At 35.5% G+C, this 22,664-nt stretch carries 17 protein-coding genes and 1 pseudogene; 12 read left to right on the top strand and 6 right to left on the bottom strand.

Annotated elements, in window-relative coordinates; genetic code table 11:
- Positions 1 to 115: 115 nt before the first annotated feature.
- From rlmD to AB1280_RS16265, 4 genes are all read left to right on the top strand, one after another.
- Positions 116 to 1,501 carry a 23S rRNA (uracil(1939)-C(5))-methyltransferase RlmD gene (gene rlmD, locus AB1280_RS16280; protein WP_429756471.1) on the top strand — a complete coding sequence of 462 codons (1,386 nt, stop codon included), beginning with the start codon at positions 116 to 118 and terminating at the stop codon, positions 1,499 to 1,501.
- A 562-nt stretch (positions 1,502 to 2,063) separates the two neighbouring features.
- Complete coding sequence (locus AB1280_RS16275; RefSeq protein WP_429756470.1) at positions 2,064 to 2,582, top strand: DUF1456 family protein; 519 nt, start codon at positions 2,064 to 2,066, stop codon at positions 2,580 to 2,582.
- A 150-nt stretch (positions 2,583 to 2,732) separates the two neighbouring features.
- Positions 2,733 to 3,440, top strand: a complete 708-nt coding sequence (locus AB1280_RS16270; RefSeq protein ID WP_429756469.1) for a M48 family metallopeptidase — start codon at positions 2,733 to 2,735, stop codon at positions 3,438 to 3,440.
- A gap of 546 nt (positions 3,441 to 3,986) precedes the next feature.
- Positions 3,987 to 4,976, top strand: coding sequence for a tRNA dihydrouridine synthase (locus AB1280_RS16265; RefSeq protein ID WP_429756468.1), 990 nt, complete (start codon positions 3,987 to 3,989; stop codon positions 4,974 to 4,976).
- 369 nt (positions 4,977 to 5,345) lie between these two features.
- Here AB1280_RS16265 and AB1280_RS16260 read toward each other — a convergent pair whose 3' ends face one another.
- Genes AB1280_RS16260 through AB1280_RS16250 form a run of 3 tightly spaced genes read right to left on the bottom strand, consistent with a single transcriptional unit; the run spans position 5,346 to position 8,462 of the window.
- Positions 5,346 to 6,161, bottom strand: a complete 816-nt coding sequence (locus AB1280_RS16260) for an alpha/beta hydrolase (protein ID WP_429756467.1) — start codon at positions 6,159 to 6,161, stop codon at positions 5,346 to 5,348.
- A gap of 2 nt (positions 6,162 to 6,163) precedes the next feature.
- Entirely contained in the window at positions 6,164 to 7,333 is a 1,170-nt protein-coding gene (locus AB1280_RS16255) for a hypothetical protein (protein ID WP_429756466.1), read from the bottom strand.
- A gap of 4 nt (positions 7,334 to 7,337) precedes the next feature.
- Positions 7,338 to 8,462, bottom strand: a complete 1,125-nt coding sequence (locus AB1280_RS16250; protein ID WP_429756465.1) for a HesA/MoeB/ThiF family protein — start codon at positions 8,460 to 8,462, stop codon at positions 7,338 to 7,340.
- 1,103 nt (positions 8,463 to 9,565) lie between these two features.
- Here AB1280_RS16250 and AB1280_RS16245 point away from each other — a divergent pair.
- The 5 genes and pseudogenes from AB1280_RS16245 (at position 9,566) to AB1280_RS16225 (ending at position 16,285) form a co-directional block, all read left to right on the top strand.
- On the top strand, positions 9,566 to 11,110 hold the full coding sequence (locus tag AB1280_RS16245; RefSeq protein WP_429756464.1) for a DHA2 family efflux MFS transporter permease subunit: 1,545 nt from the start codon (positions 9,566 to 9,568) through the stop codon (positions 11,108 to 11,110).
- 134 nt (positions 11,111 to 11,244) lie between these two features.
- Complete coding sequence (locus AB1280_RS16240; protein WP_429756463.1) at positions 11,245 to 12,114, top strand: HD domain-containing protein; 870 nt, start codon at positions 11,245 to 11,247, stop codon at positions 12,112 to 12,114.
- Between the two features lie 610 nt (positions 12,115 to 12,724).
- A complete protein-coding gene (locus AB1280_RS16235) occupies positions 12,725 to 13,831 on the top strand; it encodes a M20 peptidase aminoacylase family protein (RefSeq protein ID WP_272188781.1) in 1,107 nt (368 codons plus the stop codon).
- A gap of 302 nt (positions 13,832 to 14,133) precedes the next feature.
- Positions 14,134 to 14,320: pseudogene (locus AB1280_RS16230) on the top strand (hypothetical protein).
- Between the two features lie 1,356 nt (positions 14,321 to 15,676).
- Positions 15,677 to 16,285 (top strand): SAM-dependent methyltransferase, encoded by a 609-nt coding sequence (locus AB1280_RS16225; RefSeq protein WP_429756462.1) that lies wholly within the window; start codon positions 15,677 to 15,679, stop codon positions 16,283 to 16,285.
- A gap of 271 nt (positions 16,286 to 16,556) precedes the next feature.
- On the opposite strand, the gene AB1280_RS16220 is transcribed toward AB1280_RS16225, so the two are convergent.
- Positions 16,557 to 17,021: a phage tail protein gene (locus AB1280_RS16220; protein ID WP_429756461.1), complete on the bottom strand. Its 465-nt coding sequence runs from the start codon at positions 17,019 to 17,021 to the stop codon at positions 16,557 to 16,559.
- 22 nt (positions 17,022 to 17,043) lie between these two features.
- Positions 17,044 to 17,523 carry a GyrI-like domain-containing protein gene (locus AB1280_RS16215; protein WP_429756460.1) on the bottom strand — a complete coding sequence of 160 codons (480 nt, stop codon included), beginning with the start codon at positions 17,521 to 17,523 and terminating at the stop codon, positions 17,044 to 17,046.
- Between the two features lie 109 nt (positions 17,524 to 17,632).
- On the opposite strand from AB1280_RS16215, the gene AB1280_RS16210 reads away from it, so the two are divergent.
- Positions 17,633 to 18,595 (top strand): helix-turn-helix transcriptional regulator, encoded by a 963-nt coding sequence (locus tag AB1280_RS16210; RefSeq protein WP_429756459.1) that lies wholly within the window; start codon positions 17,633 to 17,635, stop codon positions 18,593 to 18,595.
- Positions 18,596 to 19,040: 445 nt separating this feature from the next.
- On the top strand, positions 19,041 to 20,558 hold the full coding sequence (gene yjeM, locus AB1280_RS16205; RefSeq protein ID WP_429756458.1) for a glutamate/gamma-aminobutyrate family transporter YjeM: 1,518 nt from the start codon (positions 19,041 to 19,043) through the stop codon (positions 20,556 to 20,558).
- 133 nt (positions 20,559 to 20,691) lie between these two features.
- On the opposite strand, the gene AB1280_RS16200 is transcribed toward yjeM, so the two are convergent.
- Entirely contained in the window at positions 20,692 to 21,864 is a 1,173-nt protein-coding gene (locus tag AB1280_RS16200) for an MFS transporter (protein ID WP_429756457.1), read from the bottom strand.
- A gap of 82 nt (positions 21,865 to 21,946) precedes the next feature.
- Here AB1280_RS16200 and yeiL point away from each other — a divergent pair, with 82 nt between their 5' ends.
- Complete coding sequence (gene yeiL / locus AB1280_RS16195; RefSeq protein WP_429756456.1) at positions 21,947 to 22,618, top strand: transcriptional regulator YeiL; 672 nt, start codon at positions 21,947 to 21,949, stop codon at positions 22,616 to 22,618.
- Positions 22,619 to 22,664: the final 46 nt, after the last annotated feature.

The raw sequence follows: 22,664 nt of genomic DNA, 5'->3' as shown, positions 1-22,664 counted from the left end.
AGTAGCGTAACATTAATAAAGAATTATCGTCAATAGATTTTTTCTTCCGATGGCTAAAGAGCGAGGGAATATGGTAAAATGTAACGCAGTGTTATGAAAAAAGAGAGGTCGGAAAATGAGTAATAAAATGACGCCACCAGTTGAAAAAAACGAGTTTATAGATGTAGTATTTGAAGATTTAACACATGACGGTGCCGGTGTTGCGAAAGTAGAAGGCTATCCTATTTTCGTTAAAAACGGATTACCGGGTGAAGAAGCGCAAATTAAAATCATTAAAGTGAAAAAGAACTTTGCTTTTGGTCGTTTAATGAAACTTTATCAAGAAAGTCCATACCGCAAAGATGCAGAATGCCCAGTATATAATCAGTGCGGCGGTTGCCAACTGCAGCATCTAACATATGAAGGACAACTACAAGCAAAAGAAAAGCAAGTGCAGGGCGTGATGCAGCGTATCGGTGGACTACATGATGTACCCGTTCACCCTGTCCTTGGCATGGAAAATCCATGGGTATATCGAAACAAAGCGCAAGTGCCAATTGGCGAGCGTGAAGGCGGACTTGTCGCTGGCTTTTACCGCCAAGGAACGCATGACATCATTAATATGGAAACATGCTTAATCCAAGCAGAAGAAAACGATACATTAATTCAAGAAGTAAAACGCATTTGTGAAAAGCACGGCATAACAGCGTACAACGAAGAACGCCACAAAGGTACACTTCGTCACGTCATGGCTCGTTACGGACAAGTCACAGGGGAAATCATGCTTGTCCTTATCACCCGTACGGCAGAACTTCCAAACAAACAGGCAATCATCGAAGAAATTGCAGCGAAGTTCCCAAGCGTAAAATCGATTGTCCAAAACGTAAACAACAAACGCACAAACGTCATTTTCGGCAGCGCAACAACAGTTCTATACGGATCAGAATATATTTATGACTTTATCGGTGACATTAAATTTGCAATTTCAGCACGTTCTTTCTATCAAGTAAACCCAGCACAAACGAAAGTGCTATATGACAAAGCACTAGAGTACGCAAAACTAGATGGAAACGAAACGGTTATCGACGCATATTGCGGCATCGGAACAATCTCATTATTCCTAGCGCAAAAAGCAAAAAAAGTATACGGCGTTGAAATCGTCCCAGAAGCAATTGAAGACGCAAACCGAAACGCAGAACTAAACAACATAACAAACGTCGAATTCGGCGTAGGCGAGGCAGAAGTAGTCATCCCAAACTGGTACAAACAAGGCATTATCGCCGACACAATCGTCGTCGATCCACCTCGTAAAGGGTGCGATGAAGCACTATTAAAAACAATCATCGACATGAAGCCAAAGCGTGTTGTATATGTATCATGTAGCCCAGCGACACTTGCTCGTGATTTGAAAGTGCTTGAAGAAGGCGGGTATAAGACGCAGGAGGTTCAGCCTGTGGATATGTTCCCGCATACTACGCATGTTGAGTGTGTGGCTTGGCTTAATTTAAGAGAAGGCAACTAACAGCGCGGAGTATCGCAAGAGCGTAGTCATACAATACGGATACTATCATTGATGGGCCGACGGGAGACTTTGACGATACCATCAATGATAATATCATGAATATACTATCGCGATTAGTCATGATACTGACATTATGTGTAATTGTCGTCAACTTTTTAAAACTGTTTCAGCCTATGTCAGTGAACGGGCAGTGTTTTTGAGAAATCAAAGCACTGCTTTTTCTTTTAGTCAATGCTGCGGCGGAAAGATTCTTATAAAACAAATATGGATTAGATCTACAGGTGCAATGAAAGAGATAAAAGTGAATCAAACATCATTTTAATCTTTCTTCAGACTGAAGGTCTTCTCGGTATAACCTTTACAAGTATTAATTCAGGTAAGACTATAAAACATGTCTTTAAAATGTTAAAGTATTAATGGCATTAGCTTAAAGGTACTAGAGATATAATCAATTTTAAGGGCGATTTATTATATTTAACATAATAATGGTTGAAAATTAAGGCGTGTTAAAGGATACGCTTTGACTGCTAGATAAATAATCAACATTTTAGGAGGACTAACAATGGCTATGAGCAATAATGATATATTAAAGAGGATAAGATATGCCCTAGATATAAAAGATACAGATATGGTGGAAATATTTAATCTTGGTGGCATTGAAGTAACGAAAGAAGAAGTGCTTGATATGTTTACAAAATTAAAGAAAATTCCCCAAAATGAAGCTAGCAATGCTGACGTAGTTGAAAGTGACTACGTATTAACATGCGATAATGCGATGTTAGAGTCATTTTTGAATGGCTTTATTACTTTTAAAAGAGGAAAACAAGATCCGAAACCAGGACAAGCGGTACCTTTACAGAATAATGAGAGTGCTAATAACCTTCTTTTAAAGAAAATGAAAATAGCACTATCATTAACGAGTGACGAAGTACTTGAGATATTAGACGGAGTGGGAGTTAAGGTAACAGCTGGAGAGTTAGGCGCTTTATTAAGAAAAAAAGGTCATAAGAATTACAAAGAGTGCGGTGATAGATATGCAAGGAATTTCTTAAAGGGACTAGCTGTTAAATATAGAGGGTAAAGAATAAGCATTGTAACTTCTTAGCATTGTATGTGTATTCATGTTAAGAAAGTAGATGATACAATGGATGGAGTAGGAAGTTTGTATCCTACTCTTATTTTTTTAATATAGAATGCAAAGATAACATGAACGAATATTCTAGGTGATGAAATGATACATACATATTTAGGTGAGACAATTAATTTTCATATAACTTACAAGAAGAAAAAATCTGTACGTATTTATGTAGATTCTTACGGAAATGTTGAAGTCCAGGCTCCTAAAGGGATGCCTGTTGGATACGTACTCCAATTGTTAGAGGAAAAATGGGATTGGATTCAGAAAACATCCAAGGAAATGAAGGATAGAATGCTTGGGCCAAAGGAGAAGGTCTATGATCATGGGGAGAGCTTTCTGTATTTAGGGAACACATATCCCATACAAATTTCCCAAGATGCAAGTATTGGGCAAGACCATGCAGTGTTTGAAGGGGATAAGCTACATATATATGTGAAACAGCTTGAGGATGAGAAAATAAAACAAGCCTTAAAACGATTTTATTATCAGCGGTGTAAAGCGTTAGTAGAGAAGAGTATCCAATCTTATCAAAGCAACTTTAAAACAAAGCCGCGTTCAATTCGTATTTCAGATAGTAATCGTACATGGGGAACCTGTGATTCAAATCTGCAGTTAACATTTAATTGGAAGCTGGCAATGGCACCACTGAGGGTGATTGACTATGTAGTCGTTCACGAAATGTGCCATATGGTCCATCTAAATCATGATCGATCCTTTTGGCGCCTTGTTGGGAAAATAATGCCTGATTATAAGGAACTGGAAAACTGGTTAGCATTATCAAGCTGGAAAATGACTGTTTAGCAGTGATATCGTTGGAGTTGGTATAGTAGAAAAGCAGTTGAAATAGGAAAAATCTATATTACTTGCTTTTTTGTTTATAAAAATACCATTTAGGATCAATTTTAGTTAAAATAAATATTGCTGATTTTCACAAATTATAAATGTCCAAATGTATTTGTGTTTGATAATAAGTTATTAGGCATGATATAAGTGTAAAAGAAGTGAAACATTTGACTTTATCCCGCTATTCGTGGGCAGTAATACTCCCACCTCAAAATTCGACGAAAGCATTGTCCAGCTTTAGCGGCTAGAATCTCCGGTCGTTCCGCGCCCTCGGACGAGGCAAAAAGCGCCTCTCTGTCCGGTACTCCAACGCCCTGCGATTCTGAGCGAGCCGCTTCCGCTTTTCTTAAGAAGTTAGGTGGGAGAGAAACTGCCCGTAAAAGCCCGATTGGTGAGGGCTGATAATCAGTGGGGGATGAAGCCCCCCACTGATTAAAGTTTCACTTTATATTTTTTGACCGAGAGGTTGAAGTTGTATTCATAGTGAGAGGATTTGAGTTTGAAATGATAGATAATTTTTGGCGTGATTTACCACGACCATTTTTTGTACTTGCACCAATGGAAGATGTGACAGATGTTGTTTTTCGTCACGTAGTAAGTGAAGCTGGTCGACCGGATGTATTCTTCACAGAGTTTACAAACTCGGATAGTTATTGTCATCCAGAGGGTATGAAAAGTGTGCGTGGCCGTTTGATTTTTACAGAAGATGAACAGCCAATAGTGGCACATATTTGGGGGGATAATCCCGAATATTTCCGTCAAATGAGTATTGGTATGGCAGAGCTAGGATTTAAAGGCATCGATATTAATATGGGCTGCCCTGTACCGAATGTGGCATCGAGAGGGAAAGGCAGTGGCCTTATTCTACGCCCAGACGTTGCGGCAGAACTTATTCAAGCAGCAAAAGCGGGCGGACTGCCTGTCAGCGTGAAAACACGACTTGGCTATAAGGATATAAATGAATGGGAGGAGTGGCTAACGCATATTTTAAAACAGGATATTGCGAACCTTTCTATTCATTTACGTACAAGAGAGGAAATGAGCCAAGTAGATGCACATTGGGAGTTAATTCCGGAGATCAAAAAATTACGTGACCGTATCGCACCAAATACGTTACTAACAATTAATGGAGACATTCCTGACCGTCAAACTGGACTGCAGCTTGCTGAAAAATATGGTATTGATGGCGTTATGATCGGGCGAGGTATTTTTAAAAATCCTTTTGCTTTTGAAAAAGAGCCAAAAGAGCATAGCAGTAAAGAATACCTTGATCTTTTAAGACTGCAGCTTGATCTTCAAGATCAATATGCGGAAGTACTGCCACGTTCAATCACAGGGCTTCATCGCTTTTTCAAGATTTATGTAAAAGGATTCCATGGAGCTGCTGAATTAAGAAATCAATTAATGAGCACGAAATCAACAGATGAAGTGCGTGCATTGCTTGATAAATTTGAAAAGAGTGTTGATGAGGCAGAGGACATTGAAATGATGTAACTCTCAAAGATTTAGAGGGAAAATGAATTGCATCAATTCATTTGTATTTATTTTATTTAGTTTCGAGGTCCTTTGCAGCCGACAACTTTTGTTTTGATGAAGTCTGTTTTCTGAAAGGAAAAGGTCTCAAGAATGTACTAGCAGCCCCCTTGGGTTGCTACATACACTCTGGATATGAGGAGTGTGTGGCTTGGTTAAAACTTATAAAATAAGGATTTTGAATGAATTGCCGATGTGGTTGAACGCATCGGCATATTTTTCTTACCTTTCAAAAATTGATTTTACAGAGATTATTTCAATAACTTTTTATTGAAATGTTTATGATGCATAATGTTTAAATCATTAAATTCACCTTATAAAACAGTATAACTATTGGGTTATATTGTTTTTAACTTCTTTAACAAACCTTTCAGTAGCATCTAGCATAATTAAGTGATCTGTATTTTTGAAAATAAGAACAGTTGTATTTGAATGCTTTTCTTTCATTTGATTTGCATGTTTCATTGAAAACTCTTCATTTGTATTTTGATTTAAGGCAACCATTAAAATAATATTTAAGGAATCTGGGACTTCATCTAGTTTCTGTTGAGGATTTAACTCCCACTCAGCTCCCATATATTTTAGTTGGTCTTCATCGTTTATTTTGAGTTGGTATTTCTCTTCACTTTTGTTCCAGAAGATTTGATCTAAAACTGCTTGTTCAATGGAATCATTCCATAATGATGGATTATCACTTTTCATAAATTCAATGAAATTTGATTGATTCTCGAATATGTGATCTGGTAAGCTTGCGTTTTCGATATCACGCCAAGTTAATCCTTCAATTTGGCTAAATGGATAATATCCACCATCAACTAAAAATAAATTTTTAACATTATTATAAAGGCTCGTATAAACTAGGGCGATTGATGCTCCTATAGAATTTCCAATTATACTTACTTTGTCTGTAATGTCTAAAGATAAAATAACTCGATGAATTTCTTTAGAAACTTGTTCAAAAGAATAATTATTTAAATATCCACTGTCACCGTGACCAGGCAAGTCTATGAGAACTAAAAAGAAGTCATCCTTCAGATCTTTTATAGTTGAATCCCAAATTTTTTTTGTCCAACATAACCCATGGATAAAAATGAGGGGATGATTAGATTTGTTTCCTTCTGTAACGAAGTGAATTTTATTTTTCATATTTAAGTACCCTCCCGTCTCCACTTTTGGTAGCCGCCTATTATCCAAAGGACAAGTTCTAATAAAAAAATGGATAAGACAATTGAAGAATCCCAAAAAATAAGATTATTCATATTAAATGTACTTATATTCTGAAATGATTCTCTGATAGCATATATTGTAGCTGGAAGTGATAAAGAGAAAAATAAATAAGACATTATTACTATCGAAATAAGATATAAATAACTATACCTCTTACAAATTTTTTGTTCGCGGTTATTAAACTTATCAAAGAAATTTTTTTGACTGTGGCTAAATTTTCTTAATAAATAGGAAATACTTCCTTTTGTTAAGTTAGATATTCCAAGATAGTTTATGATTACATAATAAAAATCGGTTCTTAAAAATATAATAAACTGCCAGAGTATTTTATAAAATTGTATTAACGAGATCATTTTTAATATGTTTAGAAATAAACCGTTTTCAATAAATAGACTAATTATTAGTGAGGTGTTCAAAATAAGTACATCCCAAAAAAAACCAGCTAAAAATGGGATATATCTATGGTTTCTAGGTATTAACCATAAGGAATTCATATCAGCTTCAATTACAATCCAAAACCATCGAACACTCAACTGTAATTTCATTTTTTTACCATATGCAGAAACTGCAAAATAATGTGCTAACTCATGAATAAAAACTAATAACCATGATACGATAAAGAATAGTAGCAAACTTAAACCTATATGTGTAAAAACAAAGGTATCTCTATATGAAGGTAGTAGTGTTTCATAATCTATGATGAATAGTATGAAAAGCAGTAGCACATTTAAGCTATAAAAAACAGTGGTAAATTTATTGAAAAAAATCTTTCCTAACAAAATAGTCCAAGATTTTTTTGTTAGGTTATGCTGTTGGAGAGTATCTATGTCTTCAATTAGGCCAAGCTTATTTAAATTGATTATAAAGTCCAGAACGTCAATGTCTACCTGCTTGGTGACTTTGATTGTATCTTCAATTTCTTTGATGCTCTTAATACCATTAGCCTCTTGTATCACGTAAGTGGCTTCTATAGGGACTCTAAAATAGATGTTTTTCTTTTCATCCCCTAATGTAAATTCATCTACTTCTTTGATAATTGTTAAATTCTGCAGAGAAATAATTGAATCTTTAGTTAGGTCTTTAATTGTCATAGGTTTAGACCTCGCTTACCTGGAATAAATCATTTATATCACAAATATTGGTGTTGTTTTCTTTTCCGCAACACGAAGGGCAATTAGGGTTTTTTTTCCATGAAAAATCTTTGATGATAGAGAGTGTGTTTAAGTCAATTTGATACATCGTCCCTGGTTGTATTTGATTTTCTATATTTAAAGCGTGCTTCATTACTTCTAAGGTAATAAAACCACTCAAAATGGATACTGTCGGAGCAATTGCGGTATTTTTCTTTTCAAAATTTGCTCCATAAAGTTTCTTTAATTGATGCTTAAAGAAAGGATCCTTTTTAAGACAATCAATTAAAAAACAATCAAAACACCCATTCCCATCGGAAGATAATTTATTAATCATTATTTTATTTCCACTTATGCCACTAAAAATAGCGGGTATTTGTTGTTTTAGACATGCGTAATTGACCCATCTGCTTGAAATAATTCCAGGTGAATCTATTCCACTGATTACAATGTCGACACCATTTAATAGTTCTTCTAAATCTGCTACATTCGTTATTTTTTTTTCTATTATATTAATCTGAGTATTACTATTAATCTCTTTGATCCTTTTTTTAGCAGATTGAGCTTTACTTTCTCCAACATCTTCCTCTTTGTATATGTACTGTCTATTTAGATTGCTGTGTTCTACTAAATCAAAATCTAATCCAGTTATTTTTCCAACACCTAAACTAGCTAAAGAAGCAACGTCTTGGATAGCTCCACCTAATCCTAAAACCAATACATGGGTTTGTTTTAGTCGATCTTGCATCTCATATGAGCTGTAGTCGAGAGAAGAATAGTTTTCAAAATAAGTAAGATTAGCTCTGTATCTCACTTTTTCATATTCTGTCAACAAATTGTTATTTTTATATTTATCTTCAAGTATGTTAATTTTATCCAATTGCACTAAAGTTGTGTATAAGTCTTCTTCACTTAACTTATGAATTTTTGTTAAATCAGCTAACGAATTAACTCCATTAAGGGAAAGTAATAACTTTTCTAAAGAGGAATCGGTGTCTAATAGATCATAAACTTTTCCTTCGTATCCTATTCTTAAGAAATCCCCATGTCTAATAATAGGTGTTATTATTTCTTTGACTTTTGGCCTCATATTCATCCCTCTCTTAAAAAAATTTTAACACAAAGAGTGTAATCATCTTAGTTTTCATTTAATGATTACACTCTTTTTAATATCGCTAATTAGCGATGATGATTGATTAAAGGTACTAGATTTTCAACTTCTTTAATTTCGATTTTCATTAAAATCACCTCCTTATGGTTTGGTAATTCAAACATTTCTCGTGAAACTATCCGACTCTGTAGTTTTTAAATTACAATTATTAGTAAATGTAAAATCTAATTGTGTACTTTACTAAGTTAATAATTAGATTTTATGTAATGTTACTAATTAGCGATGATGATTGATTAAAGGTACTAGATTTTCAACTTCTTTAATTTCAATTTTCACTAAAATCACCTCCTTATGGTTTGGTAATTCAAACATTTCTCGTGAAACTATCCGACTCTGTAGTTTTTAAATTACAATTATTAGTAAATGTAAAATCTAATTGTGTACTTTACTAAGTTAATAATTAGATTTTATGTAATGTTACTAATTAGCGATGATGATTGATTAAAGGTACTAGATTTTCAACTTCTTTAATTTCGATTTTCATTAAAATCACCTCCATTCCCTATCTATAACCAAAATATAACATTTTATCCTCTTTTTCTCAACAAAAAAATACAATAATTCCAAATTTTTAGAAAATAATACAATGAATATGTATTGATTTGAAATTAAAATATAATATACGGGGAATTTTTATTTTACATATTTTGGTGTTTAAATAGTAAAAATTTAACCGCATAATTTCTTTCAATATAAATCACCTACGTATAAGTGGGTAAATTTCCTTTTTTCTCATATCTAAATCCTCCTTCTTCAACATATACCCTACTTATGTGTTGAAAAAAGCTGACACGAAAAAGCAGAAGATATTCTTTTGCCCAATTGACCAGACAAAAATGCCTTAAACGAGAATGCTGTATTATTGTGTCTGGATGAAACACATATTCTTTATCTATGGCTACAAAGTGTTAAGTAGTTTTTTGTCAGAAAAACACTTCCAAATTTTGTTGTTATTCAATGTGAAAGTGTTATTCTATTTGAGTGGATAGGATTGAAAAAATGGGGAATGAAGGGAGAGCATAATGGAAAATAACAAAAGAATGCCCTTTGTGATTGTAGCCATGGCATTAGGACTGTTTATGTCATCTCTGGATAACACCATTGTTTCAGCAAGCATTAGTCAAGTGATTAAAGATATTGGTGGGTTTGATAAAATGAGCTGGGTTTTCACGGCTTATATGCTTGCGGCAACAAGTACGATGCTCGTGTTTGGGAAAATGAGCGATTTGTTTGGAAGGAAATTATTTTATTTAATTGGGATTAGTTTATTTTTAGTTGGGTCAGCATTATGTGGAACTGCTCAAAATATAGACCAGTTAATTGCGTATCGTGTTATTCAAGGGATTGGTTCAGGAGCTATTTTCCCGATCTCATTCACAATCATTTATTCAATTTCTACAGATCCTAAGCAGGCTGCGAAAATGTCTGGTGTGTTTGCTGGGATATTTGGTATATCCTCAGTTCTTGGACCGCAGATCGGTACTTGGATTTCCGAAGCATCTTGGTTAGGATGGAGATGGTGCTTTTACGTAAATGTACCTTTTGGCATTTTATCGATTATTACTTTGTTGTTTTCTTTACAGGAATCTAAGTCAGAACATAAACCAAAAGTGGATTATCTTGGAACGATTTTATTAATTGCTTCAACTGTTTTACTTCTTCTCGGTTTAGAGTGGGGTGGGAAGGATTATGCTTGGGACTCCGTTCAAATCATTGGAATGTTTAGTACAGCTGCTATATCGATTGTGTTGTTTATATTAGTGGAAAGAAAGGCCAGTGAACCGATTTTACCTCTTTCCATTTTTAAAAATAAAATGGTGCTTGGCACAAGTATTATTGTATTTTGTCAGGGAGCAATTATGTTCTCTGCGATTACGTATCTTCCTATTCTTTCAGTAGCTATTATTGGGAATGAAAATTCAAATAGTGTGTTAACACCAATGATGTTTCCAATTATGATTGGTGCAATTTTAGGTGGTTTCCTTTGTACGAAAGTCTCTTTCCGTACTATTATGGTCATTTCTATGGCATTTGGAATATTTGAAGCTTACATGCTCAGTACCATCACACATGATACATCAAAATTAACAGTAACACTTGTTATGATTACAATGGGGCTGATTGTTCTTGGCCCACTTATGAGTGTCGCGCAAAATGCTGTCGCTCAATCCGTCGATATGAAATATATGGGGATTGCATCATCGGTTGTGGGATTTTGGAGAAGTATTGGTGGTGTAATGGGAGCTGCCATTACAGCAACTATTGTGAACAATGATTTAAAAGAAAAGATGGTGGATTTTGCAGCATCTTCTAGAATACCGGCTGATCAAATTGAAAAATTAGCAAAACCAGAAATCTTGATGCAAAATCATGCGCAGATCCCTCCTCAGCTAGTAGAATTCCTGAGAGGGGCGTTAGAAGCAGCATTGCACCGCGGCTTTATATTGGCAATAATAGCTGGTATCATCGGGCTTCTTGTTTCCTTATTTGTAGGTGGAGATCGTTATAAGGTTGAGCAAAAGGACAGTAAGGAAAAAGCTGGAGCAGGTGGATTTGTTAGAGGTTAATAAATAAATGAAAGATGCCCCTTTACGAAGGGGCACTTTTGTAAGTGGTTAGAGAAGCAAACACCGCTCGGAAGATTTTATTCTGAGCGGTGTTTATGTTATGAATAGAAATGAAGGAAAAGGAGATGAGGTACATGAGCAGGTTAGTTGAGAAAGCAATGCAGTTTGCTGCTATTAAGCACGAAGGCCAAATGCGTAAAGGTACTAACATTCCGTACATTATACATCCATTTGGAGTAGCACTTATCTTACAGAAAGCAAAGCAGCGTGATGAAGTGATTGCTGCAGGGTTATTGCATGATACTTTAGAAGATACCAATACAACTGAGGCTGAGTTGTGTGAGAATTTTGGCGAAGAAGTTCTGAAGCTGGTTCAGGCGGCTTCAGAACCAGATAAATCATTGTCATGGGAAGAGCGAAAAAAACATACTATTCTATCTCTCCCACACCGTTCGAATGAAGAGATTACGTTAATCATCGCAGATAAATTACATAACTTACGCTCCATTCAAGAGGATGTAGAAAGAGAAGACGATCAAATATGGTCGCGTTTTAAGCGTGGAAAACGTGACCAATCATGGTATTACATGAGTATTTTGCATGCTTTGGAAGAAAAAAAACGGGACATTTCAATTATTCAGATGTTCGAAAAAGAAACACAAAACTTATTTGTTGGAAAAGAAACACTTATATTGAAGGACATCGATGTATTATTCAGCTGTGCATATGGCATTTATGAGTCACAAAAAGCGAAATTGCATGAAAGAGGCCTATTAAAATTTGCGAAGGAAGTTTCTATTGCTGGTGAGGAAATTTATCGTAGTGGAAATATGGAAATGATCAGTCCATTGGCAAATGATCTGCAAGAAAGAGGGGTTTCTTTTCAGTCCAATTCAGATGGGCTCATAATTATATTGGCCTATTTAACTGAACTAAAGCATCGAATGGGTTGGTCTGATGGGTTATTTTATCAGTATTATTTAAGAAACTGCTCGAAGTTATAGAAAGGGCGAGCATACAATGAAGAGTGGAGGGAGAAAATTATCAAGTTCTCTCTACCTTTTTCTAAGAGGGGCGTCTCATTGAAAAAGGTGATACACTACAGATAGTAGCATCTCACCTTTTTTTTCTATAATAAAGAATATAAGAAAATGCGCTATTGTTATTTTACTTCCCAAACCAAACCAAATACTCCCCCCAAAAAAACTCCATATCATACCCACGATAACCCTCCGCCAGCAACCTTTGCTGCCCAGCAATATCACTCATAAGAAACTTTTCTACATTCACTCATTCCTTTTGTTTCTCACCCTGTAATTCTTTCACAAACACATATCGCAATCGATCGTTATACTGCTCCTTCAGCGCATTCTTATAGATCCGAATTGAAAATATGCTTTTTTCATTGGACACACTTCTCTGCTTGAGATGGGGGTCTTCTCGTCAGATATAATAAATGCGTGAATAATTACGAATTATCAGTGTTTGTTTCTTGACATTTACAAGAATATTGAATATGTTTTTGGAAAACATGATTGTTATGAATAATAAGGTCGTTTAGCATTTTATACATCTTAAGAGAGTGACTGCGATGTGAGAAGGGAGAGCACAACAGTGAAAAAAGTAGATTTCCAGGATCGGTTAAGCGGAATTTTTCAACATTTACATGAGAATCCTGAAGTGAGCTGGAAAGAGTATAATACGACTGCCTATATTGCGAAATTCTTAGAGGGAGAAGGCATTTCCTATAAAACGTTTGATGATTGTCCTGGTGTAATCGCAGAAATGGGAAGCGGGGAACCCGTTGTCGCGGTTCGAGGTGATATGGACGCGTTATGGCAAGAAGTAGATGGAGAGTTTAAAGCAAATCATTCATGCGGTCATGATGCTCATATGACGATTGTGATGGGGCTCATTTTACAGTTAAAACAGGCGAATTGGCAGACAGGAACAGTTCGATTCATTTTCCAGCCGGCAGAAGAAAAGGGAAGCGGAGCCCTGAAAATGGTGGAGAAAGGCGTTGTGGATGACGTTGATTTCCTATTTGGCATTCACTTACGACCAATAGAGGAATTATCATTAAAGCAGGCAGCACCATCTATCCGTCACGGTGCAGCTGACTTTTTAGAAGCTCATATAGTTGGAACGGATGCTCACGGTGCACGACCACATCAAGGTACGAATGCAATTGATGTCGTTACGATGATTAATATGGGATTGAAAAATATATGGTTTTCGCCGCAATATTCTTATTCCGTTAAAATGACGCGATGCCAAGCAGGTGGTGAAAGTTTAAATATCATTCCTGGGAACGCTCATTTTGCTTTAGATGTAAGGGCGGAAAACAATGGATTGTTGGAAGATCTAAAGAAAAAGATAGAACAAGTGATTCAATCAGCTGAATCAATGGGTGTAAAGATTTCTTATGACTGGGTTGACTATGTACCTGGAGCAGTCGTATCAGAAGAAGCGGAACAGTTTCTTCGTAAGGGAATTCTGCAAACATATGGAGTAGAGGGCTGCACTCCACCGCTTCGTACAGCGGGAAGTGATGATTTTCATTATTATACGGTGAAAAAGCCTCATTTAAAAGCAGTTATGTTAGGATTAGGAGCGAATTTAAAGCCAGGATTACACCATCCTCACATGACATTTGAGCGATCTTGTATATTAGATGGCGTAGAAATCTTGAAGCAAACGGTATTGGAAGTTTTGAAATAGTATTGTTTTTATTTTTTACCTTTATGGTTTTAAGCGTGAGTGTGAATGAAAGCTGATTCTTCCTTAACTTCGGGGAAATCGGCTTTTTTCGGGTGAAGAGACTTAATTGTTAAGTATCTTGAGTGTAGCAGCTGATTTATATTTATCCAAAACGTAAATTTGCTTTTTATCCATACAAGTTCATCATTGTTTCTCTAGTTATAACAATACTAGTACTGGCCCTTAGCGTTTTTTTTTTAAAATAATGATAATACCTCTCTATGACCAAATAAACAAGGAAGAGAATTTAAATACATTTCAATATGTATTATTGCATATTAAAATGTGTTGATAAAAATGTAAGCGCTTACTATAATAAGAGTATAAAGATGAACAACATCTTAACAACAAAAAAGAGGAGGAAATAAAATGGCAATCGCAATGGCAGTTTTAAAATTTATCGGCGGAATTATCCCATTCGTACAAGAGCTATTAAAAGCAGTAATGTAAGTTCGTTATTAAGAACAAACATCTATACAAATGATCTGTATGGCAAAGATGAATTGAAGTAAAGATTAGAGGAGGAAATCATATGGCAATCGCAATGGCAGTTTTAAAATTTATCGGTGGAATTATTCCATTTGTACAAGAGCTTTTAAAAGCAGTAATGTAAGTTTGTTATTAAGAACAAACATTTATACAAATGATCTGTATGGCAAAGATGAATTAAAGTGTAGATTAGAGGAGGAAATAAAATGGCAATCGCAATGGCAGTTTTAAAATTTATCAGTGGGATCTTTCCATTCGTACAAGAGCTATTAAAAGCAGTAATGTAAGTTCATTATTCAGCAACTATTTATACAAATGATCTGTATAGCAAAGATGAATTAAAGTGTAGATTAGAGGAGGAAATAAAATGGCAATCGCAATGGCAGTTTTAAAATTTATCGGCGGAATTATTCCATTCGTAGAGGAACTATTAAAAGCAGTAATGTAAGTTCATTATTCAGCAATTATTTATACAAATGATCTGTATAGCAAAGGTGAATTGAAGTGTAGATTAGAGGAGGAAATAAAATGGCAATCGCAATGGCAGTTTTAAAATTTATCGGTGGGGTCCTTCCATTCGTAGAGGAACTATTAAAAGCAGTAATGTAAGTTCGTTATTCAGCAATTATTTATACAAATGATCTGTATAGCAAGGATGAATTAAAGTGTAGATTAGAGGAGGAAATAAAATGGCAATCGCAATGGCAGTTTTAAAATTTATCGGTGGAATTATTCCATTAGTAGCAGAACTATTAAAAGCAGTAATGTAAGTTCATTATTTAGCAACTATTTATACAAATGATGTATAGCAAAGATGAATTAAAGTGTAGATTAGAGGAGGAAATAAAATGGCAATCGCAATGGCAGTTTTAAAATTTATCGGTGGAATTATTCCATTCGTACAAGAACTATTAAAAGCAGTAATGTAATTCATTATTCCGCAATTATTTATAAAAATTATCATACAAATGATGTATAGCAAAAGTGAATTGATATATATAGTAGAGGAGGAAATCATATGGCAATCGCAATGGCAGTGTTATCATTCTTAGGTGGAGTAATTCCATTAGTAGCAGAACTATTAAAAGCAGTACTGTAAATTCATTATTCCGCAATTATTTATAAAAACTATCATACAAATGATCTGTATAGTAAAGAGGAATTGCTGTGCAGATCATTTGTGTGAGCGAAGTCCCTTTCGTATTATGAAGGGACTTTTTTTCATATGGCATAGGTTTGGAACTCGTATATATATGATAAAATCGAAAGGGATCTGGAGTGTATCAAGATTCTTTTCGTAGAGAGTAGGGTGAACACATGAATGAACAATATTACGATGCAGTGTTAAATATAAAAACAGTAGGAGAGCAAAAAGAGTTTTATAAGTCTTTGCATTATCATCGTTATGAACCAACACCATATCGCGCACTCGAAACATTATTTACGCAATATGATTTAAAAAGCAGTGACCGAGTTGTTGATTTTGGATGTGGGAAAGGACGATTAAATTTCTATATTCATCATTTCTATCATGCGTCCGTTGTAGGGGTAGAAATGAACGAGACGTTCTATCAAGAAGCGATGGAAAATCGAGATCGCTATGTAAAGAAGGAGAAGAGAATTAAAAATAAAATTCATTTCCAATGTTGCTTAGCGCAAGAATACGAAATTGATCCGCTTGATAATAAATTTTACTTCTTTAATCCGTTTTCGGTGCAAGTGTTTATGAATGTGATCAATAATATATTGTTTTCAGTGGAACAAGTAGAACGAGAAGTAGAGTTGATTTTGTATTATCCATCAGAAGACTATATTTACTTTTTAGATAATCAAACCTCGTTTGAATTGAAAGAGGAGGTTATATTGCCGGGATTGTATGAGCGGAATTTAAATGAGAGGTTTTTGGTGTATCGGTTCGGGTATTAGCTAGTTTGGCATTTTTGGAATTAATTTCGCAGAACCGTATTATAAGTAAACAAGTTTTTTGCAAAAAAAGTAACAGCACCCTCTAATTTGATGGAGAGGTGCTGTTTTGTTATTTGAATGCCTAGATGAACATGTGTTGCATGAATGGTTGTTTTTGCTCTTGCAATGAATTTAATTTTTTGTTCAATCAGGATTTTTCTATCAAAATGAAGAAAAAGGATGACCATATACAAAAAATGGTTAAATTTCTCCATATACGCTTTTGCTTACTTTAATATTCTCCTTTAATTACAAAAAACGAGCCCCGAATTGTTCCAGCTAGTTTAGACTTCTGCCTAGCAAACTTAAATTTCCCTTCTAACTCCTTCGGTACCTCCATCCCATCAGAAAGCTTAAAACCAACGGCACGCTTCTTAGGGGCATCAACCGTATACATGACGTTAATCCCAAGACCATCCTCATAAAAGACGTAGGCGAATTTGATATTTTCCACTTGAAAACGCGACGTTTCTAAAGGTTTGGCCGCAAACTTAATATCACGTTCTTCTTTTAAAATTCGGTTCACATAATCAAGGGTCTCCTGGCTTTCGCTAGCTGGTACAACCGTAAATTCATGCTTGTATTTATTCATAAAGTAACGGGCTTCATTAGCACGTAAACCAGCAAGCGCTTCAGCTACAGGTGAAGACTCTAAACCAACTGTAGATATATTTTTAAAATCAACGATATAGGACATTTCCATCTCTCCTTTTATTTCTTTATTTCCTAACAACAGGAATCCACATTTCACCAAATACTAAGCCATTTCGTTGTTCCATCTCAACCATCGCATTTGGCCCACCAACATAGGCAAAATTCTTTGCTTCTGGCAAGACTTGACCAAAGGCAATGCCAGTAAGCTTATTACTCAACTCATCAGCCGTATTCCCTTCCCCTTTAACAACTAGGTATTCCCCTTTAGGGAATTGGATAATTCTAGATTCTTCTGGTACTGATACCTCTGTCATGACGCCAGCATAATGCATCATCTTGTTATTCACTGCTTCGTTCACGGCAAAAATGTAATTATTTGCGGCTATGGCTTTTAAAGTGTCAAGCCTTCCATCTTGTTTGACGGCCCGCCAAAAGTCTGATTTTTCCTTGTTTATGCTAGCATAGTCTGTGTAATCACTCTTAAGCTCAGTTCCAATACCTAAAACGGTAAAGCTGTCTTTTTCTTCTAGGGTATAATCAGTCATATTCAAAACCCACCTCTTTTTTTATTAATCAAATGATTTGTCTTTTCACTTGATGAGTTTATAATAGCCTTAAATCATGTCAAAAAGTGATACTGTTTAGGAGGCCCAGATGAAAAAAGTTGAACGGATTAATATCATTATGCGGTATATCAACAACCGCGCCCACTTTACAATTTCTGAAATCATGCGAGAATTTAACATCTCTCGTTCGACAGCTATTAGAGATATCAGAGAAATTGAAGCTATGGGGATGCCACTTGTCGCTGAAGTTGGAAGGGATGGGGGTTATTTTGTCATGAACAACTCTGTCCTGCCCACTGTTCGCTTTACTGATAATGAGATCAAAGCTCTTTTTATTGCCTTTATGGCTACAAGAAATCAACAACTCCCCTATCTAAAGAGTCGTCATTCTTTAGCTGAAAAATTACTAGGCCTCATCTCAGAAAACCAGCAAGGGGACCTTGTTCTTTTAAATCAAATCTTGCTTTTTGAAGGGACCAACCCGAATAATCCCGATCTGCTTGATCTATCAGACCTCCCCCATCCTATGTTAGAAGAACTTATCCAAGTCCTGCTTCTTGATAGCTATTTATTGATTACCATCAAAGAAGCGAAGGTAATCAAGTCTTATCCAATTTATCTCTTGCACCTTTATCGTGAAAAAAGCCTTTGGCTAATTGAAGGCTTTGACTTAACGGAAGAAAAGAGACAGATTTTTCCTGTCGACAATCTCACCAATGTCAAACCATACCCTACGAAAAAAAGATTAAGTAAGAAAAAGATTTTGGAAAAACTAAGTAAACAGGAAGAAGCGATCAATCTTGTTCTTGAACTTGGTCCAAAGGCGATTGCTCAATTCAAAAAATACCATCCTTTAAAAGTTTCAATTTCCTATACGAATCCTTACCAAACTACAGCCATTCTGAAGACTTTTATCAATGTTAATAATTCAGAAGAATTGACCGAAATAACAAATTGGCTACTTTTCCTAGGTGGGGATATTGAGGTCAGGGAAGTGCCAAAAGACGTCTTAGAAGGTTTACAAGAGAGATTATTCCTATACTGTCCATAAGCAATGCCAGTTGCCAGTTACCAGTTACTCCTTATTTTCGCACCCCCAGAAAAGATAAAGATTTCTGAATGGTGGAAATACTTTTAAAGGGTTTTTATCAGCGCTGTTCTTTATTGAATTTTTAGTAAATGAGGTTTTTTATTGGCTAGTTTCAACGTCAAGAAGAGAAGAACAGGAAAACTAAAATCATTATTGAATTAAAAAATGCTAAGCCTATGTAAAGGAATTCGGGGAAGTTAAATAGTATTAGAATGTGTTCATATGATTGTAACAGTGGATTATAGTAGCTATAGTACAATTTGGATATAATAAAAAGCAATTTCATCGTTTACTTACGTTGACTGGAAATGCTTGTCTATTTTTAAATGTAGGATTAAGTATGATTATACGAAGTAAACATTCCGTGTTGAAGTTATATGATAACTATAATTAGGGGGGGAAATGTGTGTCAAACACAAACATAGCCAAAAAATTGACTTTAGTATCCCTAGTATTAATGATTTTTACTTCTGTTTATGGATTCAACAATATTCCAAGATCATTTTATAAGATGGGTTATGCCGCTATACCTTGGTACATATTTTCAGCCATAACCTTCTTTGTTCCTTTTGCATTAATGGTAGCTGAATTTGGTTCCGCCTTTAAAGAGGAAAAAGGTGGTATCTATTCATGGATGGAAAAATCCATCGGTCCAAAATTTGCATTTATAGGAACTTTCATGTGGTATTTTTCTTATATAACTTGGATGGTCAATGTTGCATCGGGTATGTGGGTTCCGGTGTCAAATGCTATCTTTGGACAAGATACAACACAAAGCTGGACTTTATTTAATCTTCGAGGACCTCAAGTTCTGGGGGTTTTAGGAATTGTATGGATTCTTATAGTAACCTATACATCAACTAAGGGTCTGGATAAAATAAAAAAAGTAACCTCTTTAGGTGGTACTGCAGTCTTGTTATTGAATGTATTTCTTTTGGTCGGTGCAATAGTAGTACTTATAGGTAATCATGGACATTTGGCGCAGCCGATTGCAGGGTTACATTCATTTACTCAAACACCAAATCCTAAATATGCAGGAGATATTATTGCTTCGCTAGCATTTGTAGTATATGCCCTCTTCGCTTATGGTGGACTTGAAGCTGTAGGCGGTTTAGTGGATGTAACAGAAAATCCAGAAAAAACGTTTCCGAAAGGAATTCTTTTATCTGCAGCCATAATCTCTGTAGGGTATTCATTAGGAATATTATTAATTGGAATATTCACAAACTGGGCATCTGTAATGGGTATTGCGAATGTTAACCTAGGAAACGCAAGTTATATAGTTATGGCCAATTTAGGCTACTCACTAGGTACTGCCTTTGGAGCAAGCCATGCTACAGCTACGGCTTTGGGATTTGGGGTTGCCAGATACATTGGACTTTCAATGTTCCTGGCACTGTCCGGTGCGTTCTTTACCTTAATGTTTTCACCGTTAAAGCAGCTGATTGAAGGAACACCTAAGAGATTGTGGCCCGGGAGAATCGGTGAAACAAAGAATGGGCTGCCTGTTAATGCTATGTGGATTCAAGCTGTTATTGTTTGTGTAATGATCGCACTAATCGCTTTCGGTGGAAGCACAATGGCGGCATTCTTTAACATACTCGTTTCGATGACTAACGTGGCTATGACAATACCGTATGTATTTATAGCACTTGCATTCCCGTATTTTAAGAGAAAAGTGGAAATCAATAAGCCATTTATCGTATATAAAACACAATTGAGCGCAAATCTTTGGACATGGATTGTTGTTCTAACAGTTGGAATTGCAAATTTCTTTAGTATCGTACAGCCGGCTTTAGAAGGGGATATACAAACAACCATCTGGAGTGTGGCTGGACCTGTTATTTTCTCAGTTGTTGCATGGTTAATGTATAGCAAATATGAAAAAATACATGATATAGAAAAGCAAAAGAAAATAAGTTAGTCTTAAAATTCAAAAAGATAAAGATTGAAGTGGAGCACAATATGGCTCCACTTTTTTCTTATCTAAAGCACCTCAATTAGATTTGTGCGGCATATAAGATCGGTTTAGCTTCGTATAGTTTTAAATAAACAAACTAAATAAAAACTGCTGCTTTCTTTTTATGTTCCAAATTCCGATAAACAAGTGCAAGCAGCATCGACGGTATGGTACAAACAATCATCCCGATAAAGGCATATCTTGGCTCAATTTCGTATAAATAGGCACCGAAAATTGTAAATACGGCAGTGCTCCAGCTAAGAGCCAGCGCTGAATATATGCCTTGTGCTTTCGGAATCTGTGTATGTGAAATGTTTTTGACTAGGTATTTCATAAAGGCATAATGCCCCATTGCAAATGAGCATGCATGCAAGGTTTGCGCGATACAAAAAACAATTACATTAGGAAAAGCAAATACTAATAGCCAACGTACGGAAGAACCAAGTGCTGCCAGTGCAAGTAAGGAGCCTACTGAAAAGTTTTGAAACTTCCGGTCTGCGATTGAGAAAAAAATGATTTCCGCGATTACGGCAATGTTAATAATTACACCTATTAAATATTTGGGTGCGTGGATTTCTTGTAAAAAGAGATAACCATAATTGTAATAAGAAGCGTGTGCCGCTTGCAGTAAAATTACTATAATGAGTACCAAACTAAAGTGCTTGATATGAAATAGTTTTAACATGCCTTCTTTTTGTGTTTGGTCTGATTGAGGACTTTTAGATAGAATGACAGGTGCGCGCATAAAACCAAGACACACGAATATTACTGTACCAAGTAACAAGGCCCATAAAATCACTTCATCTCCAAGCATCCCTGTAAAGATAGATAAAATCATGCCGGCTAGGACGAATCCGATGGATCCCCATTGACGGCTTCTCCCGTAATCTTTTAATTGGTTACTTTGTACGAGTACGCCAGCAGCGCTATCTAAAGCAGGCATCAATGTTGGATAAAAAAAGTGGAATGCTAATGTGACTATAAGTAAGCTAGTAAAGGAACTTGCCGGAATATAACACAGAATAGCAATCAGCGTACAGATTCCCGCCCCGTTTAATAAGGTTTTACTACTAAATTTCCCTGATAAATAAGGAAATGCAAATAATGTGGAAAGGCCTCTTGCAACTAAACCTAAGCTCATAATCAAACTAGCTTGAGGAACCGTAATTCCTTTTGTATGAATCATCCATCCTGTCCAATAGGGCAGAAAAATTCCCCATGTCATAAAAAAACTAAAAAACTGTACACTCATCCAGCGATGTGTGTTCATGCTGTATCCCCCCTATAGTTTGCATGTTATCATGTAAATACGAAAAAATAATATGAGATATCTCATATTTTTGAGGTGGATTATGGAAATCTACAAAGGTGAGAAAAAGCGACTGCAGTTGAAGAAGGGCTCTATTGCGCATTTATTTTCTTTTCCAGTCGAAGAGTTTATGGAAGTGCATGAGTATCAACGGGATGAATGGATTATTCAAGAAGGTATGAGAACGAATTTTCTATTTTATGTTATTGAAGGGAAAGCAAAGATATATGTAACACATCAAAATGGAAAAGTTTCCTTAATTAATTTTATTAACACAAATGAGTACATTGGAGAAATGGAATTATTTAATGAGGTGTACTATACAAAAGGAATTCAAGCATCAATGAAGACCATTTGTTTTGCTCTTCCTATTCATCGTTGTCGCACACAATTGATGGAAGATGCAAAATTTCTACGTGAATTAACTAAGTTTTTAAGTATAAAGGCAACACTTATGGCTGCAAAGTATTCACAAAGCCTTGCCTTTCCGCTTGAAAACCGACTTGCAGATTTTATTTTGCAAACAGCTTATGAAGGGGTTTATAAGGAGAAACACGTAACGGTTTGTGATTATCTAGGTGTATCCTATCGTCACTTATTGCATGTACTAACACAATTTTGCGATAAAGGGTATTTGCAAAAGGAAGGACGTCACTATCGCATTCAGCAGCACAATCCACTATATGAACTTGCTGAGATGTTGAGGAATAAATAACTAACTGCGATTCATAAATAGTGGTATGCCAAAATAGAAGAAAAGA

Source organism: Bacillus sp. S10(2024), assembly GCF_050473865.1.
Taxonomy (GTDB): Bacteria; Bacillota; Bacilli; order Bacillales; family Bacillaceae_G; genus Bacillus_A.
This window is presented reverse-complemented; position numbering and strand designations above follow the sequence as displayed.

Coding starts and splice junctions, on each gene's coding strand:
- rlmD (WP_429756471.1), top strand. CDS start 116: ATGAGTAATAAAATGACGCCACCAGTTGAAAAAAACGAGTTTATAGAT.
- AB1280_RS16275 (WP_429756470.1), top strand. CDS start 2,064: ATGGCTATGAGCAATAATGATATATTAAAGAGGATAAGATATGCCCTA.
- AB1280_RS16270 (WP_429756469.1), top strand. CDS start 2,733: ATGATACATACATATTTAGGTGAGACAATTAATTTTCATATAACTTAC.
- AB1280_RS16265 (WP_429756468.1), top strand. CDS start 3,987: ATGATAGATAATTTTTGGCGTGATTTACCACGACCATTTTTTGTACTT.
- AB1280_RS16260 (WP_429756467.1), bottom strand. CDS start 6,161: ATGAAAAATAAAATTCACTTCGTTACAGAAGGAAACAAATCTAATCAT.
- AB1280_RS16255 (WP_429756466.1), bottom strand. CDS start 7,333: ATGACAATTAAAGACCTAACTAAAGATTCAATTATTTCTCTGCAGAAT.
- AB1280_RS16250 (WP_429756465.1), bottom strand. CDS start 8,462: ATGAGGCCAAAAGTCAAAGAAATAATAACACCTATTATTAGACATGGG.
- AB1280_RS16245 (WP_429756464.1), top strand. CDS start 9,566: ATGGAAAATAACAAAAGAATGCCCTTTGTGATTGTAGCCATGGCATTA.
- AB1280_RS16240 (WP_429756463.1), top strand. CDS start 11,245: ATGAGCAGGTTAGTTGAGAAAGCAATGCAGTTTGCTGCTATTAAGCAC.
- AB1280_RS16225 (WP_429756462.1), top strand. CDS start 15,677: ATGAATGAACAATATTACGATGCAGTGTTAAATATAAAAACAGTAGGA.
- AB1280_RS16220 (WP_429756461.1), bottom strand. CDS start 17,021: ATGTCCTATATCGTTGATTTTAAAAATATATCTACAGTTGGTTTAGAG.
- AB1280_RS16215 (WP_429756460.1), bottom strand. CDS start 17,523: ATGACTGATTATACCCTAGAAGAAAAAGACAGCTTTACCGTTTTAGGT.
- AB1280_RS16210 (WP_429756459.1), top strand. CDS start 17,633: ATGAAAAAAGTTGAACGGATTAATATCATTATGCGGTATATCAACAAC.
- AB1280_RS16200 (WP_429756457.1), bottom strand. CDS start 21,864: ATGAACACACATCGCTGGATGAGTGTACAGTTTTTTAGTTTTTTTATG.
- yeiL (WP_429756456.1), top strand. CDS start 21,947: ATGGAAATCTACAAAGGTGAGAAAAAGCGACTGCAGTTGAAGAAGGGC.